The organism is Archangium sp., from assembly GCF_057119385.1.
On sequence record NZ_DBNGVP010000139.1, the window covers coordinates 1 to 17,539 of the forward strand.

The window sequence follows — 17,539 nt, forward strand, 5'->3', positions numbered from 1 at the left end:
CGAGCCGGCTGCTCATGGCGTTGAAGCTGTCGCCCCGCTACATGGGCGAGGGAGTGCGGGAAGCGGCGAGGGAGTTGTTCAGCTCGCGCGTCTTCCTCTCCAGCGTGGCGCTGTCGGTGCTGGTGTATTTCAGTGCCTGGCTGGTGCCCGAGCCGCTGTTCACCAAGGCGTGGGTGGCAACGTGGACGCTGAGGCTGACGCTGTTGGTGGGGGCGGTGGAGTTGAGCCGGTTCGCCAACGCGTGCGTGAGGCTGTACCAGGAGGCGCAGGCGGCGAGGACGGTGGAGGAGTTGGAGGCGGTGGCGGAGCGCTTCGGCAAGGCAATGGGAGGCACGGGGCTGAGGGTGTTGATGGTGGTGGCGAGCCTGGGCGTGGCCAAGGGGTTGCCCGAGGTGCCGAGTGGAGGGCTCGGGGCGTTGCTGCGAGCGCCCCGGTTCGCGCTGCCCGAGGGGATGTCGATGGGGAGCGCATCGACGGTGCAGATGATGGCGGATGGCACCGTCATCGTGACGGGAGTAGCGGCGGGCACGGCGGCGGCCTCCGCGGTGGGAAGCGCCTGCACGGATGGCACCGAGAGCCAGGAGGGCTACCACTGGCACCACCTGGCCACGAACAAGAACGACATCTCGGAGCGTTCCGGTGGCCCATGGACGCCCAGGTTCGAGCAACTCTTCGAGTTGGCGGGGATGAGCCTGGACGCGGCGGAAAACCTCGTCTACCTCAAGGGCCACAAAGGCCCTCACCCCGAGGCGTACCATGAAGCGGTGTTCGAGAAACTCAACAGCGAGCTACGCGACTGCGGGCCCGTTCCTCGATGCAAGGCCAAGCTGCTGCAGGCACTTGGAAAGCTCGCGGAGGACATATGCACTCCCGGGTCCCGGCTTCATCGATTGGTGACGAAGTCTCACGACTGAAGCCGGAGGGCAAAGCGTGCACTATCTCCTCAAGGATGACATGCGCATCGCGGGACGTTGGCACCTGCGCCATCCCATCGATGAACACGGCGAGAAGATCGAGCCCTGGCAGTTCACCAAGAGCCAACAGCTCGAGCCCCACGGGACCATCCGTTTCCCCGTGAAGCCCGATGGACTGGCGCTGGAGTTCACCTTGGATGCCTTCCTGACTCCCGTGGTCCACGGCCGTGTCATCCAGCTCTTCGAGCGACTGGGCATCCAGGAGGTGCAGTTCATCCCCATCCAGGTCGAGGGACATGCCGGGCCCTATTTCATCCTCAATACCCTGCGCGTCATCCGATGCATCGACGACGCCCGGTGTGAGGAGGTGCAGTACTGGAAGCCGGAGGACGGCGAGCCCGAGAAGGTGGGCGAGTACCGGTTCGTCGCGGGCCTGCGCATCGATCCGTCGAAAGTCGAAGGAGCCCGCATCTTCCGACCCTGGGGGTGGCCGATGGCTCTCCTCATCTCTGAGGACCTCAAGCAGGCCATGGATGCCGAGCACATCACCGGCACGCGGTTCGTCGAGGCGTAAGAGTCGTGTGCCTTGAATAGTGGCGAGTTCCTCTCCGGCCCATGTGGCCTCGCCTGGTGAGAGACATGTCCGGATTCCATGAGCTAAGGGATGACGTCTACCATCCAGGGCGCTGGCACTTGAGCAGTCCCAGGGATGAGCAGGGACAGCGAATCGATCCCTGGCAGTTTTTCAAGGGTAGATGGCTCGAACGCCAGGGGCCCATCCGCTTTCCAGTGAAGCCCGATGGGGTGGAATTGGGCTTCTGTTGGGCGGCCTTCTCCATCCCCGTGGTCCACGGCCGCTTCGTCCAACTCTTCGAGCGCCTGGGTGTCCAGGACGTGCAGTTCATCCCCGTGGAGGTGGAGGGTCACGCCGGCTCCTTCTTCATCCTCAACACGCTGCGCACCCTGCGCTGCATCGACGATGCCCGGTGTGAAGAGGTGCAGTACTTCAAGCCCGAGGACGAGCAGCCCGAGAAGCTGGGCGAGTACAAGTACATCGCGGGCCTGCGCATCGACCCGGCGAAGGTGGGCGATGCCCGCATCTTCCGCCCCTGGGGTTGGACGGGCTCGCTCATCGTCTCCGAGGACCTCAAGCAGGCCCTGGAGGCCGAGCGCATCACCGGCACGCGGTTCGTCGAGGTGTGAGCGGGCATTCCCCGCGGCCCCGGATTGCTTTTGGGCCGGACCGCGTTTATCTCTATGGAACGATGATTCTCCTGACGTGCCAGCGTCGATTTAGCCGCCCCCCGAGCCCCACCAGGCGCCGGGAGGCCGTGCTGCGTCGCTAGCCCGTTCTCCCTTCGCGGATCGCCTCTCGGCGTGACGCTCGCCTGGACCAGGGGTTCGGGGGGTGTCCGAGCGTCCCGGCGTCTCCTGACGCCGCCTCCTTCCACTCCAGCCCGAGAGCCCTTCCATGTCCGTCTGCATCCTCAGCACCGACGCCGTCCGCCGTGCCCTTTCCATCCGTGACCTGACCGATCCCTCCGCCGGCCCTCATGCCATGCAGCGTCTCGTCGAGGACGTGCTCGCCGCCCTCCGCGACACCTGGCGCTGCGAGGTCCTCCTGCACCGGCAGAGCCCCATCGTCTCCGTCTCCGACAACTACGACCGGCTGCGCTACCCGCCCGGCGGGGCCGCCCGCGACGCCCGCTACACCCGCTACGTCTGTGACACCGCCCTGCTGCGCACCCAGACCTCGGCGATGATTCCTCCCCTGTTGCGTCAGCTCGCCGCCTCTCCCCGCGCTCCCGGAGACGTGTTGCTCGCCTGTCCCGGGCTCGTCTACCGCCGCGACTGCATCGACCGGCTCCACACCGGCGAGCCCCACCAGATGGACCTCTGGCGCATCCGCCACGGCGCGCCCCTCGGCGTCCGCGAGCTGCTCCACATGGTGGAGACCGTGGTGCGCGCCCTGCTCCCCGGCCACGCGCTGCGCACCACTCCCTCCCAGCACCCCTACACCACCGATGGGCTCCAGCTGGACGTCCGCCACGACGGCCAGTGGGTGGAGATCGGCGAGTGCGGCCTGGCCCACCCCGAGCTCCTCGCCGACTGCGGCCTGGACCCCTCGCGCGTCTCGGGGCTCGCCATGGGGCTCGGGATGGATCGCATCCTCATGTTGCGCAAGGGCCTGGACGACATCCGCCTGCTGCGCGCCGAGGACCCACGCATCGCCTCGCAGCTGCTCGACCTGGAGCCGTACCGCGAGGTCTCCTCCATGCCCGCCGTCCGCCGCGACCTCTCCCTCGTGCTCGAGGGCGACGCCACCCACGAGGAGCTCGGAGACAGGGCGCGCGCCGCGCTCGGCGAACAGGCCGGCGTGGTGGAGTCCGTCGAGGTGCTGTCGGAGACGCCCTACGAGTCCCTGCCGCCCGCCGCCATCCGGCGGCTCGGCATCGCTCCCGGGCAGAAGAACGTGCTGCTGCGCGTGGTGCTGCGCGCGCTCGACCGCTCGTTGACCCACGCCGAGTGCAACGAGCTGCGCGACCGCCTCTACGCCGCCCTGCACCGGGGCTCCGCCTGGCAGTGGGCCTCGGCCTCGGCCGCGCACCCCTGAGGCTGGTCCCGAAAGCAGGCCCGGCGCGGGGGACTACTCCGCCGCGCCGGTGTCCTGCTTCGCCGCGGTCTCGCGCGCCGCCTGCCCGCGCACCTGCATCGAGCCCACCAGCCGATCAATCCACATGTGGCTGATGCCGAAGTTCTTGTCCGGGCAGGCGAAGTGGTGCGCCATGTGGTGCGCGCGCATCGTCTTGCCCCACTGGGTCCACGGCTTCTTGTAGTGCACCGCCCAGTGCAGGTAGTCGTAGGCGAGGTAGCCCACGACGATGCCGAAGAAGTACGGAATCGTCGCGTCCGGCCGGCCCACCAGCCACAGCAGTCCGCCGATCACGATGGCCAGCGGGATGCTCGCGCCCAGGGGCATCACCAGCCGCTGCGGATCATCCGGGTACGTGTGGTGGTAGCCGTGGATGATGGCGTGGAAGCGCCGGGTGAGCGGCCCGTTCCCCTCCCAGTGGAAGAGGTTGCGGTGCAGCGTGTACTCCATGAAGCACCACGTGAGGTACCCCAGCGGCGCGAACAGGGCCACCATGCCCAGGCGCGTCGTCCCGCTCCAGAGCGCCCAGCCCAGCAGGCCCGTGATGATCGGGATGTAGAAGGCGAACGGAGTGACAGGGTGGATCTTCGAGGCGGCTTCGAGGAAGTCGTTCTCGAACATCCGCGCGGATCCGTGGCGCACGTACTCGGTCTTCATGGACGTACTCGGGAGTGAGGCAGAAGGGGTGTTGCATGGCGGACATCGCCCGCCGCCGTCCTTATATACCCCCCGGGCAAGCGGGGGGCGTCACGAAAATCCCCGGCTTCCTCCCCCGGTGTCCTCCAGTCCTTGCTGTCCGGCCCGCCTGGAGGACAGGCGGACGGCCGGGGTGTCTACCCTTGGACAGCCAGTTGCGGCATCCTGGATTTCCGTGGAGGGCATGAGCCGATGCGCCGACTGCTGCTGAGCACCCTGTATGGCACCCTGCTGGTGGGCGGCTCCCTGCTGTCCACCACCGTGCCCGCCCAGACCGAGCCCCGCAAGGACGTGGACCCTGCCGCCCTCTTCGCCCGGTTGGGCTGCACCCTGTGCCATGCCCCGGGCGCCCGCTACCACGAGCGCCTCGTCCAGTCCGCCAGCAAGTCCGAGCAGGAGCTGGTGAAGTGGATCCGCAACCCCGAGCAGTTCGCTCCCGGTACCACCATGCCCACCTACGCCTCGCTCGTCGACGAGCCCACGGCGCTCGCCCTGGCGCGGTGGATCAAGTCCGGCGGTCCGGCCGCTCGCAAGTAGGAGGCGCCGCATGCGTGTGCGCCGGGCGCTGCTCGTCGTGGATCTCGATGGTGTGGCCGGTGTGGACGCGCCCGACGCGCTCAGCGCCGGGACGGCGGAGTACGCGCGCGCCCGCGCCCTGCTGACGGCCGAGGTGAATGCCGCGGTGGAGGGCCTGCTCGCCGCGGGCTACCCGCGGGTGCGGGTGAGCGACAGCCACCTGTCCGGCTCCGGTGAGTCCAACCTGCTCCTCGATGCGCTGCACCCCGCGGCCGAGCCGTACTTCCTCGTCCCGGACGCGTACGCGCCCCACCTCTTCGAGGACGTGGAGGCGGTGGCCTGTCTGGGCATGCACGCGGCGGCGGGCCCGGTGGGCTTCGCCGCGCACACCGTGAACCTGCTGGGCGAGTGGACGTGCGCTGGACGGGCGCTGTCCGAGGCGGACTTGGTGCTGGCGCTGGCCGCGGAGGCCGGGGTGCCGGCGGTGTTCGTCTCGGGCGATGACGTGCTCCAGGCGCAGCTCGGCGGCCGCGTGGCCTCCGTGCGCACCAAGGAGGCCCTCTCCGTCACCCGCGCCTTCTCGCGCGCGCCCGAGGCCGTGCTGCCGGAGCTCACCCGCGCCGCTTCGCAGCCCGCCCGCCCCGTGGAGCCCCTCCCGGACGCGCCGCTCGTCCTCACCTTCAAGAGCGGGCACCAGGCCGCGCTCGCCGCCCAAGCGGGGGCCCGGCGGTTGGACCGTTACCGCGTGGAGGTGGAGGGGCCCACCTTCCGCGAGCGCTACACGCGGGCCCTTCACGCCGCCCGGGCCGCCACCGCGGTGCTGGGGGACGCGGTGCCGGATGCCCCCGGCAGCCCCGCCTTCCTCCGGGATGTCTCGGCGCTCTTCCACCTGCGAGGGCCTCCCGCGCACCCGCCCTCCCCGCGGACGGAGGCGGTGGACCGCGCGCTCGGGGCCTTCCTCTCGCTGACGGAGGGAGCGGACGACGAGGCGCGGGCCCTGCGCGCGCTGACGCTCCACATGCTGGAGGGCCATGCGCCCGGGGTCTTCGCACGCCGGGGACTGGGGCCCACGCTGGAGGCGGCGGTGGCCGCGCTGGCCGAGGTGCCGCTGGTGCTCCCCGACGGGCTCTCCCCGGACGTGGGCATGGCGCGGGTGGACGCCTGGTACGTGCGCCGCGAGCGCGGCCTGCCCCATGCCCCGCTGACGCCGTACCTCCTCCGGGCCTACCTGGAGCACCTGGATGGCGAGGGCCACGGCCTCCATGCGTGGCTGCTGGGGGAGATGGCCGCCACGCGCGGCCTGGACGTGCGCCTGTCCATCCCCGCACGGGCCATGCGCGAGCTCTCCCGCGTGGCGGACCTCTACTGGCTCACGCACCTGTACCTGCTGGACACCCGCTACCTGCGCACCGCGCCGCGGCACCCGGACGCCACGGCCTGGACGGAGGAGTTGCTGGTGGCCACCCCCTGGGTGGTGGAGCAGGGCAACGTGGACCTGGGCGCGGAGCTGGCCTTCTGTCTCCAGTGCGTGGACGAGGCGGGGGGCGGGGCCCACGAGGCCCTCCTGTGCCTGCTCGAGCGTCACCAGCAGCCCGATGGCCGCATGGAGGACGCCCATGCCACCGCGGGCGCGCTGCTCGCCTTCGCGGGCGCCGAGGAGCGTCATCCGAAGTTCTCACGGTGACGAACGGACAGGCACCGGCGGGGCGCCATCTTTCCCAGATGGGGAAATGACTTTCCATGGAGAGCCTGTAGGCCTCTGTGTGCCCGCTCCGGCGGGTGTTGATCCTCTCACGTTCTGAGACGCCCACCGTCGAGCGTTGGACGGAGTGGCTGTCGACAGGCAGACCTCTACGGCTTTCCTGGAGTTCCAGCCGATGCCGGGAAAATCCCGCATCCCCACCCTCACTTTTGCCACCCGGTGAGCCCCAGGTGGCCGAGAGCCGGAGGTGTGAGCCATGGGTTTCACGTCTTTCGAAGGTCTGCGGAACGGGATGGCCGGGCGCGTGGCGGGTCGGAGCGTGGTGGCGTGGGTGCTCACGTCGGCGCTGGTGGGCGCCACGGGCTGCGGGGTGGCGGAGCTGCCCGCGGACGAGCAGGGCTCGGAGTTGCGGACCCTGGAGCAGGCGCTCCGGGAGGAGAACGGGCTGTCGCTCAACGGCCTGTCGCTCAACGGCCTGTCGCTCAACGGGCTGTCGCTCAACGGCCTGTCCACCACGAACTTCTCCACCTGGTTCAACGGCGATCCGGCCAACAACGACCGGCTGATGCGCTACATGGTCCGCTGCGCGGTGCCCGCGGGCCAGACGCGCACCTTCACCAGCTCGCTGACGGGCACCGTGTACTCCTGGACGGGCCTGCTGGGACTGGCGCCCAACTGGGCGAGTGGCGCGCCGGCCACCGTGGAGGAGCAGCAGGTCATCTCCTCGTGCCTGGGGGCCCACGCCAACAACTACGGCCTCAACGTCTCCATCTCCGTGCTGGGGCGTGACGCGACGGGCAGCACCATCCCCTTCTCCTCCGAGGAGCTGTCCACCTTCTCCCGCAAGGAGTCGTGCTTCTTCGGCAACGTCTTCACCAACGAGGGGCTCTTCGCCGGCAATGACCGCAACGCGCTGGCCTCGGACGAGAGCACCGACCGTCCGTGTGGCCTGAAGGGCTTCGGAGCGCAGTCCAACCCGGCCTGCGAGCAGGTGAAGCGCATCGGCCAGTGCGAGCAGTACTGCACGCTGGACGCCAGCGGCACGTACTACACGCAGTGCACCTACAACGGCGTGCAGTACAAGCCGCTCACCACCCGCATCCGCGCCCAGGACGTGCACCGCTGCGGTGACGGCGTGTGCCAGAAGGGCGAGAGCTGCGGCTTCGGCATCACCGCGGACAGCTGCCTGCTCGACTGCGGCACCTGCGTCCTCTGAGGGGCGGTGGCCTCAGGCCACGCGCACCCGAGGGAGCTCCTCGCGGCGCTCCACCCGCATGGGCATGGGGCCGCGGGGACGGAGGCTGACGTGGGCCTCGGGCACCACGGGCACGCCGGGCACCTCGCGCAGCCGGAAGCGCTGCGCCACCAGCGTGAGGAGCAGCTGGGCCTCCATCATCGCGAAGTTGTTGCCGATGCACTGGCGCTGCCCGCCACCAAAGGGCAGGTAGGCCCAGCGCGGCCGGTCCTTGCTGTTCTCCGGGAGGAAGCGCGCCGGGTCGAAGCGCTCCGGCTCGGGCCAGAAGTCCGGGTGACGGTGGGTGACGTAGGGGACGAGGATGACGATGTCCCCCTTGGGAATCCGGTAGCCGTCCACCACGTCGTCCTCCAGGGGCACGCGGGGAATGGCCCAGATGGGCGGGTAGAGGCGCATGGCCTCCTCGAAGACGCAGCCCACGTAGCGCAGCCTCGGCAGGTCCGCCACCGTGGGCATCCGCCCGCCGAGCGCCGCGTCCACCTCCGCGTGCAGCGTGGCCTCCACCTCCGGGTGTCGTGCCAGCAGGTGGAACGTCCACGCCAGCGAGGTGGCCGTCGTCTCGTGGCCGGCCAGCAGCAGCGTCATCACCTCGTCGCGCAGCTGCGCGTCATCGAAGGTGTCCCCGGTGTCCGCGTCGCTGGCGGCCATGAGCATGCCGAGCAGATCCTCCGCCTGCGTCCCGGCCGCGCGGCGCTGGGAGATGAGGCCGCGGACGATTCCATCCAACGTGTCCACCGCCCGGCGGAAGGCGCGGTTGCTCCGCGTGGGCAGCCGGTAGAGCCAGGGCAGGTAGGGCAGGGGAGAGATGATGCGCGCGTTGGTGACCTCGAGCGCGGTGGTGAAGGCCTCGCCCACGGTGGTGGTGTGCCCGGCCACGTCCACGCCGAAGAGGGCGCGCACCGCCACGGTGAGGGTGAGCCGCATCAACTCCTGGAACACCGGCAGCGGCGTGCCCCCGTCCGCCGCGCGCTCCCAGGCCGGCAGCAGCTCGGCGATGGTGTCCGTCATCCGCGTGCCGAGCGCCGCCAGCCGCTCGCGGTGGAAGGCGGGCTGGGCGAGCCGGCGCTGGCGCTTCCAGAAGTCCCCCTCGGCGGTGAGCAGGCCGTTGCCCACCAGGGGACGTGTCTTGTCGAAGACGGTGCCCTTCGTGTAGCGGGCGCTCGCGTCGGCGAGCACGTGTTTGACGTGCTCGGGGTGCGTGAGCTGCTCCACGTAGATGTAGCCCATGCGGTAGCGCACCACGTCTCCCAGCCGCCGCTGGCTGTCGAGGTAAAGGCCGAGCGGGTTGCTCGCGCGCTCGGGCAGGTGGCCCCAGAGCCAGTGGCCCGGGGGCATGGGAGGCAGCGGTGCGGAGGGGGTGTTCATGAGGGACGGGCCGTTTCGGGAAGAGGCGGGAGTGTGTCCGCCGTGGAGCGTGGGAACCAGCATCCACGGGGAGACTGACGTCACCTGACGAGTCCCCTCTTCCCCTGGGAGAGGGCCAGGGAGCGAGGCCATGTATACCCGGCGTGAAGTCATCGGAGTGCTGGGCTCGGGGACGGAGGCGCACCGGAGCTGGGTGGAGGTAGCCCTTGAGCTGCACGCGCCAGGTGCCCGCGGCCGGGCGGGGCACTGTTGATGCGGGAGTTCCGGATTGGATCCAGATTCGAAAATCATTCTCCGGGTGCTACCGGGGCCGGGAGGTAGCGGGCCGTCGTCTCGCCGCCGCCGAAGTCGACGGTGAGGAATGGCTCGGTGATGTCCCCCTCGGGGCGTGCGGCGGGGAGCCCGGGCCGCGGGAGGACGAGGAGCTTGTCCCCCTCGAGCGTCAGGACGTGGCCCTCCCGGGTCACCGGGGTGCTCGACAGGTGGAGCGTGATGGACGTCGCCTCCACGAGCGTGTCCGGGTTCTCGAACATCGACGGGGAGACGTGCACGGGGAGGGCGGGGACACTCACGCCCTCGCTGGAGCACGTCCAGGACGTGGCCGCCTCCCCTGGCGCGGTGAAGACGACGCGGGCGGGCGTGGCCACGGTGGCCGGGCCGTCCTGTCCCACCACGTAGGCGCAGGGCGGTTCGGCGGGGGTGAGGCTCCAGACCATCAGCCCCGCGAGCAACACGCCACCCGACAGTGGCAGCCACTGGCGGAAGGCCGCTCGTTGCTTCTCACTCGAATCGGAGGGGCGCACCTGTCCAGGTATTGATGCGAGGACAGGGGATTGGATCTCCCGCGCTCAATACACCGTCAGCCGCAGGGTGAGGGTCGAGGGCGAGGGCGGCAACAGGCCCCCGGCCGTGGCGGTGACATTGAATTCGTACACGCCCGCCTGGGTGGGCGTGCCCGAGACGACGCCCGTTCCGGCATTCAAGGTGAGGCCCGGTGGGAGGGCGCCGTTCTCCGTCTTCCTCCACGTCCAGGTGACGGAGCTGGGGGTGCTCTGGAGGGTATGGGTATACGCCGAGCCGGCGCGCGCATCCGGGAGGGCGCTGCTCTTGATGCAGACCTCGGAGCCCGAGCACGAGATGGAGGTGAGCTGGAGGCGGCGCACCCGGCTCTGCGGAGGCTCGTCGGAGTCGGTGACGCGGACCTCGAAGGGAGGCGTGCCACTGCCCGCGTAGGCCGCGCCGTCGAGCCTGCCGTTGACGCGCAGGACGATGCCCGGGGGCAGTGCGCCACTGGAGAGCTCGAAGGTGTAGGGCGGCTTGCCTCCGGTGGCCGAGAGGAGCTCCACATAGTCCTTGCCGCTCTCGAAGTACGCGAGGACGTCCGGCCCGGCCAGGTGCAGGAGGGGCCGGATGCGCAGGGAGAATTCCTGGCCGCGGCGCTGGGGCTCGGCGCCCTGGTCCACCACCTCGACGGTGAAGGTGGACTCCCCGGCGGTGAGCGGCTTGCCGGAGAGCTCTCCTCGCGCGGTGTCGAAGGACAGGCCCGCGGGCAGCTCGCCCGTGGTGGAGAAGGTGTATGGAGGCGTGCCGCCGCTGACCTGGAAGCGGTGGAAGTAGCTCACCGTCTCCGTGCCGGGCCCGGGCGCATCCGGCACGAGCATGAGCCGCGCCGGGCCCGCGTCGGGGTTGCCACCCTCCGCTTCCGTGCCCCCGTCCGTGCCCCCGTCCATGCCCATGCCCGAGGGATCCTCGCCGGTGCAGGGCCCGCGCTCGCCGCAGTCCGGGAGGCAGACGCCCTCGGAAGCCAGACACGTCCAGCCCGAGGCACAGGCCCCCTGTGCGTCACACGCGGGGAAGCGGGAGAGGTTGGGTTGGAAGGTGCAGGCCGCCACTCCGAGGAGCACGGCCAGTCCCAGCCACGTCAGCCCCTGTCTCATGGCAGCTCCCAGACGAAGAAGACGGCGCCTCCGGCCCCCAGCAGCGCGCCCGTCCCCATCAGCACGTTGGCCGTGCGCGCCTGCCGCTGGCCCTCGCGCAGGCGCCCGGTGAAGCAGGAGCGGAAGGCCTCGCCCTCGCCCGTGCAGCCCGCGTTGCCCTGGGAGAGCACCGCCTCCGTGTTGCGCGCCGCCAGCCCGAAGCCCACTCCGGCCGCCAGCGCCACGCCACCCGCCGCCAGCAGCACCGTGGGCCACACCCCGCCCGGGCGTTTCACCGCGCCAGCCGGCAGGCGCGTCTTCCACAACTCCTGGAAGGCCTCACGCGCCCGCGCCTCCTCCTGGCCGGGCGGCAGTCCCTCTCCGGAGAGCTCGACGAGGGTGTGGGACTCGAGGCCCTCGCGATCCACCAGCGTGAGCGCCACGCTGCGCCCACCGCCCACGCCGAGCGCGACGCCTCGCACCAGCCGCTGCGCGCCGAGCGCCTTCGCCTGCGCTCCCCGGCACGCCGCGTCCACGCAGCCCGGCAACCGTCCACCCTGGGCGCGCACCTTCGCCACCGTGTCCGCGCGCGGCTCCAGGCACACGCCGGAGGTGCCCTCCGCCGCCCGGCGCACGGCGTCCTCCACCTGCCGGGCCTCGGCCGTGGACAGCGCCACCGGTTGGAAGGGGAGCAGCACCCACCGCTCGCCGCCTCTGCACGGGGCCTGCGCCAGCGACAACGCCAGCGCGAAGGAGAGAAGGCTCATGGCGAGAGATCGGGCTGTTGCTCGGGCGCCACGGGCGTCTGCCCGAGGCTGGCCATGTAGCCGTTGTAGAAGCGCGGGCCGAAGGGCACGGAGAAGAGCCTGTCACGCAGGGCGTCCTCCATGGCGCCTCGCGCGGCCAGGGCGTTGTCGCGCCACGAGAGGACTCCGCCATCCACCACCGCGCCCGCGCGGGCGAAGCGGAAGGAGGCCTCGCGCCCCGCGCCCCTCAGGAAGTAGCCCTGCGAGGGAGGCAGCCCCAGCACCACCGAGCGCTCGCGCTCCTTGTGGAGCTCGGCCACCCGCAGGCCGCGCGCGTCCTCCACCCACAGCCGGCCCTCCAGGCCCGCGGGCAACAGGAGGAAGCCCAGGCGCGCCTCGTCCCCCAGGTCCACCAGCGCCGCCGCCCGGTCCAGCGCGGGCGGTTGGATGGAGACCTCGAGCCGGCCGCGCACGTCCTCCACCCCCTGGTTGGCGGCGGCGACGAAGGCGCTCAGCTCCGAGTACTCCACCCGCCCGTCCGCGTTGACGTCCGCGGCGCCGGAGAGCGCGGAGAGCACCTGGTGGCTGAAGACGCCCGAGCGGATGGCGCTCCACTCGTGGCTCTCCTGCTCGCGGGTGGTGGAGAGCACGGCGCCCACGTTGGGGTAGCGCGCCAGCTCGCGCGTGGCCAGCAGCCCCTTCACCGCCTGCACCTGGGCGGGCGCCACGGGCAGCGCGCCGCGCGAGTTGACGAAGAAGTACGAGTCACACGCGTCCACGATGAGGTGGACGAAGGCGGCGGTGCTGGGGGCGATGACCTGGGAGTAGAGGTCCGTGCGGGTGAAGGGCCCGTCCAGCAGGCTCACGGCGCCCTCGCCGGCGGGCCCGCGCTTGCCGTGGCCGGTGAAGACGAAATACAGCACGGGCGAGTCGCCGCGGGCCTTGTCCTCGGCCATGCGCGCGTTGAGCTGGCGCAGGGCCTCCTTGAGGGCGGCCCGGGTGGGCGGACGCGTGCGGGCGGCGAGCCCCGGGTGGAGCGCCTGCGTGTCCGCGTCCAGCACGGAGAGGAAGAGCGTCTCCTTCGTGCGCGAGGAGAAGAGCTCGTAGTAGCGCGCGCCGTCGTCATCGGCGTAGCGCAGGGGCGCCTGCTTGGGCTCGGTGCCGGTGTTGTTGGCGATGATGAGCGCGTAGGCGGCCCGTGCGGGAGCGGCGCTCGCGGTGGAGCCGGCGAGGAGCGCGAGCCACAGCAGGGCTGCCGGAGCGCATCGGAGCGGTCGCATACGCGGGGGGTCTCCGGGGGGAACGACGAGGGCGCTCAAGGTGCCACGGTTGCATGTGGGGAATCCACCCGCCCTCCCAGGGGGCTGGGACCCACCAGGGGGTGTGTTGCGCAGATGACCCTGGGCGTCATGGAGCGGGAGTTGCTCCCACCCGGGTGGCTCCAGGGGGAGGACCTGGGCGGGTGTGGCGCAATCGGGCTCATCCCCCTACCCGTGACGTTCAGGCTTCCTCGTCGGGCAGGAGGGTGAGCAGCAATGTGTCGTCGGGGCCGAGCGGACGCCAACCGGGCGGCGGTGGCGTGGCGAGGAGTGAATCACTGACCCGGTCGGCACGCTCCTTATGGGTTTCCGGGGTGTAGGCAATCCACGAGCCGAGCGCCTCGGCGACCTTGAAACGGTTGGCGTCGTCCAGCACCGTCGGCCACCCGTCGGGAACACTCTGGGACCACAGGCGTGTGAAGACATCGCGTACGAATCGTGTGACCTGTTTGCGCCGCTCCGCCTCGGCGAGCAGACCGCTCAACACCTGTACCCCGGCGACGTCATCCTTGCCGAGCTCCTCGGCCAGCAAGTGCAGCGGGACGGCAGGACGCGCATCCGCGAAGGCGGTGAGCGAGTCGTAACCCCGTTCACGAACCCGCTCATACAGGCGTGCCTTCACATTGCCCTGCCAGGCACGTCCGCTGCTCATGGTCCTCTCCATCGGATGAAATCCATCTGGATGCCGTAATCCGTCATGCGCTTCGCGACTGTTCCCAGGACCTCGGTTGGCGTCAACATCCGGCCGGCCCTGGCTTCGGCTTTCCGCAGCGTCTCCATGATCATCCGGTTCCATTCACCGGGCCAGGTGCGCCCCAGCTTCCAGTTCCCACCCCCGTGGATGGCCTGGTGGTGGGCCTGCTCCAGCCTGACGCAGAAATGGTCGATGCTCATCTCACCGGTGAAGCCGCGCTTCTCGAACCACTCGCGGAACTCCTTGGGCAGGACGTGGTGCCCCGGTGGCTCGGCCATGCCAGCCCCCGCTCTGTCCGTCACCCGCATGCCCCGCACCTCGGGCCCATCGCCCAGCGCCTCGCGCACGCCGTGCGGCAGCTCGTCGTGCGCCTCGGCCATCAACACCTGTCCGGCCTGAATCCGTACCGCCGCACTCACGGCAGGCAGTGAGATGACGCCCGCCCGCACCAGCCGCCGCATCATCTCCACCCATTCGGCTGAGACGACGATGCGTGTGCCCATCATCACCCCGTCGCCTCCCATCATCATGCCCATCCCCAGGGTCGCGGGCGCCGATGGTCCCAGCCGAGGCAGCGAGAACTTCATCGCCGACACCATCGTCACCATCTCCACGAGCTGCGCCAGCGCCATCACCTTCTGGATATTCCTCAGCCCCGAGTGGAGGCGCTGCGCCGTCGCGTTGAACTCGCCGGACAGGTGGCCCATCAGCAGGGGCATGTCCTGGGCCGCTGCCTTCAACTGCCCTGGCTCTTGCGAGGCCAGTGCGGTCATGGCCGGCTCCAGCATCTTCTGCCAGCGGTCCATCTCCACGAACAGCGTCTCCAACGAGTTGTAGCCGTGCTTGAACGCCACATCGAGCAGGTGGAGCACGTCGACCCAGGCCGCCAGCACCAGTGAGCCCAGCATGGCCGCCTCGAGCCGGGGGCCCGCCAGGCGCAGCAAGGCCAACCGCATGTCCTCGTCCTCCACCTCCGAGGCGGCGTCGGCCAGCCGGGTGGCGGCGGCGAGCTCGGCTTCCATCCATCGCAGCTGGCTCTGGCCATACCCGACATGGGGCAGGAAGAGACCAGCGCCCTTACCGGCGATGCCCCAATGGCTCTTCTCCAGCTTGGAGAGTTCCCCGGAGAGGCGGCGGGTGGTGCCGGCCACGTCACTCAGTGCACCACGAAACGCCAGGTGGGCCGCCAGGGTGCTCCCCCTCGCGGTCCCCTCCGTGCTCCCCCTCAATCCCTGGCCGTGGTGCAGCCACTGTGGCCCCACGGGCTCGAGTGGCGCGGCGGCCTCGCCGTGCGAGTAATGCAGTTTCATTCCCCGGCCGGGCGGCGGCGTCAGTGACGCGCATCCGGTGGACGACAGGGCCAGGACGAGCAGCAGCCCCAGCGTCGTCACTTCCAAACGTGTCGGCTCACGCCACCCTGTCATCCGCGCCTCCGAGGGGGACTCCCATTCTGGCGGACGCTTCCGATGACGCACCCGGTCATTTCCAGCGGGGAGTGGGTTCAGGGTTCCCACAGCCCCCCACCCCGTCAGGGGGGCGGGCGGCCGAGGCCCTCCCGGTGACGATTGTCGAACCCTGGCGATCCACCCGAGCGGTCAATTCGCAATGACAGCATGAGCGAAGGGTGACGGGGGTGGGCGGGGCACGGTAAGTCGCCGAGGGATGGAGTGGGATGCGCGGACATTGCAACGCTTCCGGGACGGTGAGCCGGAGACCCTGGCACGGGTGTACCGGGCGCACGCGGAGACGTTGGCGAGGATGCTGCGGGCCATGGCGTGGCGGGGGCGGGGATTCGGGCAGATGAGGGGCGCGCTGGAGCTGGAGAACACGGTGCTGGAGACGTTCGCGCGGGCCTTCGAGCCACGGACGCGGGCGGCGTACGACGGGGTGCGGCCGTACGGGCACTTCCTGGTGGGCATCGCGCGCAACGTGCTGTTGGAGCAGACGCGGCAGCGCGAGGTGGCGGTGGGGTTGGAGCCCTTCGAGGAGACGGGCGCGGCGCCCGAGGAAGTCGAGGGCCTGGCGCAGACCTTGGAGGACCGGGAGGTGGAGGGGTTGCTGGCGGCCTTCAAGGAAGGACTGTCGGCGGAGGAGCGGGGGCTGTTCGAGCTGCGCTTCGGCGAGGAGGAGATGGCGCAGGAGGGCGCGGCGGAGCGGCTGGGGCTGACGCGCATCCAGGTGCGGCGGAGGGAGCTGGGGTTGAAGACGCGGCTGCTCGAGTTCCTGCAGGCGCGCGGGTACCTGGAAGGGATGGAAGTGAGGGGGTGGAGCTTCTTCAAGCGGCGAGGCCAGTCATGACGAGGTGTGGGGACCGGCAGGCGAAGCAGGCGCTGGAGGCGCTCTTCCGGGGCGAGCTGGACGGGGAGGGCTTCCACCGGTTGCGCGCGCACGCCGCGGGGTGTGACGAGTGCCACGAGGCCTACGACAAGCTGGGCCGGGTGGAGTCGGTGCTGGAGAAGCGCGCGTTGCCCGCGAGCCGGGAGGCGCTGCTGGAGAAGGAGCTGATGGCGCGGCTGGGCGCCGCCACGACGCCGGCCCGTGCACCGGTGCGGACCGGGCGCGAGCGCTTCTTCCCGCGCTTCCTGGTGCCGGCGATGGCGGGGCTGGCGCTGGCCGGTGTGGCCATGCTGGTGGTGGTGCCACAACTGCGGACGCGCGAGACGTCCGAGTGGCAGGCGCGAGGCGGAGAGACGGGCACGTCGGCCTGGGGCATCCGGGTGTTCTGCGTGGGCGGGGACGGACAGGTGACGGGCGAAGCCCGGCCTGGCGGGCGTCTGGTGTGCGGAGAGGGGAGCGCGGTGCAGTTCAGCTACACGGCGCCGGAGGCGGCGAGGCTGACGGTGGAGGCGACCTCACCGGAGGGTGAGCCGCTGCGCTTCTTCCCGCCGGAGGGGACGGAGCAGGAGGTCGAGGCGGGAGTGGACGTCCTCCTGCCGCTGAGCACGCCGGTGCAGGAGGGCTGGCTCGCCGGGCCGCTGGAGGTGCGAGCGACCTTCGAGGACGCGCGGGGCCGGCCCCTCTCCAAATCACACCTGACGCTGACCCCGCGCTGACCGCCGTCTTCCCTCTCCCTCTGGGAGAGGGCCAGGGTGAGGGTCTACCCGCCGAGCAAGCCGAATCACCGGACCCCCTTGGCATGTCCGGAGGCACCGCGCACCGTCAGTCGCGCCATGACCCCCGAGCGTCCCATCCGAGTCCTCTTCCTGAGCATGGGCAATGCGGCCCGGAGCATCATGGCCGAGTACCTGCTGCGCCGGGTGGGGCACGGGCGCTTCGAGACCTTCAGTGCGGGTGTGCTGCCGAGGGGTGAAGTCCACCCGCTGGCGCTCCAGGTGCTGCGAGAGCGCTTCCGGTTGGATCCACGGGACGCGCGCAGCAAGTCCTGGGAGGAGTTCCGGGGCGAGCACTTCGACCTGGTCATCACGCTCTGTGACAAGGCGCACGAGGCCTGGGCGGTGTGGCCGGGACAACCGCGAGCGGCGTACTGGGACGAGCCGGACCCGGTGGCCTTCGCGGGGAGCGACGCGGCGCGCGAGCAGCTCTTCCTCCAGGTGGGGCGGGAGCTGTCCCAGCGCCTGGACCTGCTGTGCGCGCTGCCGGTGGAGAAGCTGCTGCATCTGCCGAACGGGGACGCGCGGGCGGCGGCACCGCTGTAGCACTTCCATTCCCACGCCAGCACCTTCCGGGTGCCGGGGCGGGGAATCACGGGACACGTGTGCGCTCGGCTGGGCGCCTGCCCTCTGAGGGGCATTCCCCTACCCGG

General features: G+C 70.6%; 18 protein-coding genes. 10 read left to right on the forward strand and 8 right to left on the reverse strand.

Annotated features, from left to right (window positions below; all coding sequences use genetic code 11):
• From AC16DP_RS33820 to srmL, 4 genes are all read left to right on the forward strand, one after another.
• Nucleotides 1-914, forward strand: a 914-nt coding sequence (locus tag AC16DP_RS33820) for an AHH domain-containing protein (protein WP_483956923.1), incomplete at its 5' end; no start/stop codon positions are given.
• Nucleotides 915-930: 16 nt separating this feature from the next.
• A complete protein-coding gene (locus AC16DP_RS33825; RefSeq protein ID WP_329733266.1) occupies nucleotides 931-1,488 on the forward strand; it encodes an imm11 family protein in 558 nt (185 codons plus the stop codon).
• A 119-nt stretch (nucleotides 1,489-1,607) separates the two neighbouring features.
• Nucleotides 1,608-2,117 carry an imm11 family protein gene (locus AC16DP_RS33830; protein ID WP_483956924.1) on the forward strand — a complete coding sequence of 170 codons (510 nt, stop codon included), beginning with the start codon at nucleotides 1,608-1,610 and terminating at the stop codon, nucleotides 2,115-2,117.
• Between the two features lie 268 nt (nucleotides 2,118-2,385).
• On the forward strand, nucleotides 2,386-3,528 hold the full coding sequence (gene srmL / locus AC16DP_RS33835; RefSeq protein WP_329733264.1) for a PheS-related mystery ligase SrmL: 1,143 nt from the start codon (nucleotides 2,386-2,388) through the stop codon (nucleotides 3,526-3,528).
• Between the two features lie 33 nt (nucleotides 3,529-3,561).
• Here the strand turns inward: srmL and AC16DP_RS33840 are convergent, their stop codons facing one another.
• Nucleotides 3,562-4,224, reverse strand: coding sequence for a sterol desaturase family protein (locus AC16DP_RS33840; RefSeq protein ID WP_329733263.1), 663 nt, complete (start codon nucleotides 4,222-4,224; stop codon nucleotides 3,562-3,564).
• A 231-nt stretch (nucleotides 4,225-4,455) separates the two neighbouring features.
• Between AC16DP_RS33840 and AC16DP_RS33845 the strand changes: the two genes are divergently transcribed.
• The 3 genes from AC16DP_RS33845 to AC16DP_RS33855 all read left to right on the forward strand — a co-directional run bounded on the left by AC16DP_RS33845 (nucleotide 4,456) and on the right by AC16DP_RS33855 (nucleotide 7,697).
• Nucleotides 4,456-4,800 carry a c-type cytochrome gene (locus AC16DP_RS33845; RefSeq protein ID WP_329733262.1) on the forward strand — a complete coding sequence of 115 codons (345 nt, stop codon included), beginning with the start codon at nucleotides 4,456-4,458 and terminating at the stop codon, nucleotides 4,798-4,800.
• A gap of 10 nt (nucleotides 4,801-4,810) precedes the next feature.
• Nucleotides 4,811-6,463 (forward strand): M55 family metallopeptidase, encoded by a 1,653-nt coding sequence (locus tag AC16DP_RS33850; RefSeq protein WP_329733261.1) that lies wholly within the window; start codon nucleotides 4,811-4,813, stop codon nucleotides 6,461-6,463.
• 274 nt (nucleotides 6,464-6,737) lie between these two features.
• Nucleotides 6,738-7,697, forward strand: coding sequence for a hypothetical protein (locus AC16DP_RS33855; protein ID WP_329733260.1), 960 nt, complete (start codon nucleotides 6,738-6,740; stop codon nucleotides 7,695-7,697).
• Nucleotides 7,698-7,709: 12 nt separating this feature from the next.
• On the opposite strand, the gene AC16DP_RS33860 is transcribed toward AC16DP_RS33855, so the two are convergent.
• From AC16DP_RS33860 to AC16DP_RS33890, 7 genes are all read right to left on the reverse strand, one after another.
• A complete protein-coding gene (locus tag AC16DP_RS33860; RefSeq protein ID WP_329733259.1) occupies nucleotides 7,710-9,101 on the reverse strand; it encodes a cytochrome P450 in 1,392 nt (463 codons plus the stop codon).
• Nucleotides 9,102-9,388: 287 nt separating this feature from the next.
• The gene (locus AC16DP_RS33865) at nucleotides 9,389-9,904 is read right to left on the reverse strand and encodes a hypothetical protein (protein ID WP_329733258.1); all 516 of its coding nucleotides are present in this window, start codon (nucleotides 9,902-9,904) and stop codon (nucleotides 9,389-9,391) included.
• A gap of 45 nt (nucleotides 9,905-9,949) precedes the next feature.
• Nucleotides 9,950-11,038, reverse strand: coding sequence for an Ig domain-containing protein (locus tag AC16DP_RS33870; RefSeq protein ID WP_329733257.1), 1,089 nt, complete (start codon nucleotides 11,036-11,038; stop codon nucleotides 9,950-9,952).
• Complete coding sequence (locus AC16DP_RS33875) at nucleotides 11,035-11,784, reverse strand: hypothetical protein (protein WP_329733256.1); 750 nt, start codon at nucleotides 11,782-11,784, stop codon at nucleotides 11,035-11,037. The genes AC16DP_RS33870 and AC16DP_RS33875 overlap by 4 nt, the downstream gene beginning before the upstream one ends.
• Nucleotides 11,781-13,043 carry a caspase family protein gene (locus AC16DP_RS33880; RefSeq protein WP_329733255.1) on the reverse strand — a complete coding sequence of 421 codons (1,263 nt, stop codon included), beginning with the start codon at nucleotides 13,041-13,043 and terminating at the stop codon, nucleotides 11,781-11,783. The genes AC16DP_RS33875 and AC16DP_RS33880 overlap by 4 nt, the downstream gene beginning before the upstream one ends.
• 220 nt (nucleotides 13,044-13,263) lie before the next feature.
• Nucleotides 13,264-13,734 carry an NUDIX hydrolase gene (locus tag AC16DP_RS33885; protein ID WP_329733254.1) on the reverse strand — a complete coding sequence of 157 codons (471 nt, stop codon included), beginning with the start codon at nucleotides 13,732-13,734 and terminating at the stop codon, nucleotides 13,264-13,266.
• Nucleotides 13,731-15,200, reverse strand: coding sequence for a DUF2380 domain-containing protein (locus tag AC16DP_RS33890; protein ID WP_329733253.1), 1,470 nt, complete (start codon nucleotides 15,198-15,200; stop codon nucleotides 13,731-13,733). Before AC16DP_RS33890 ends, AC16DP_RS33885 begins: the two co-directional genes overlap by 4 nt.
• A gap of 259 nt (nucleotides 15,201-15,459) precedes the next feature.
• Between AC16DP_RS33890 and AC16DP_RS33895 the strand changes: the two genes are divergently transcribed.
• The 3 genes from AC16DP_RS33895 to AC16DP_RS33905 all read left to right on the forward strand — a co-directional run bounded on the left by AC16DP_RS33895 (nucleotide 15,460) and on the right by AC16DP_RS33905 (nucleotide 17,432).
• Complete coding sequence (locus AC16DP_RS33895) at nucleotides 15,460-16,074, forward strand: RNA polymerase sigma factor (protein ID WP_329733252.1); 615 nt, start codon at nucleotides 15,460-15,462, stop codon at nucleotides 16,072-16,074.
• Nucleotides 16,071-16,829 carry a hypothetical protein gene (locus AC16DP_RS33900; RefSeq protein ID WP_329733251.1) on the forward strand — a complete coding sequence of 253 codons (759 nt, stop codon included), beginning with the start codon at nucleotides 16,071-16,073 and terminating at the stop codon, nucleotides 16,827-16,829. The genes AC16DP_RS33895 and AC16DP_RS33900 overlap by 4 nt, the downstream gene beginning before the upstream one ends.
• Before the next feature lie 117 nt (nucleotides 16,830-16,946).
• A complete protein-coding gene (locus tag AC16DP_RS33905) occupies nucleotides 16,947-17,432 on the forward strand; it encodes an arsenate reductase ArsC (RefSeq protein ID WP_329733250.1) in 486 nt (161 codons plus the stop codon).
• The last annotated feature ends 107 nt before the right edge of the window (nucleotides 17,433-17,539 follow it).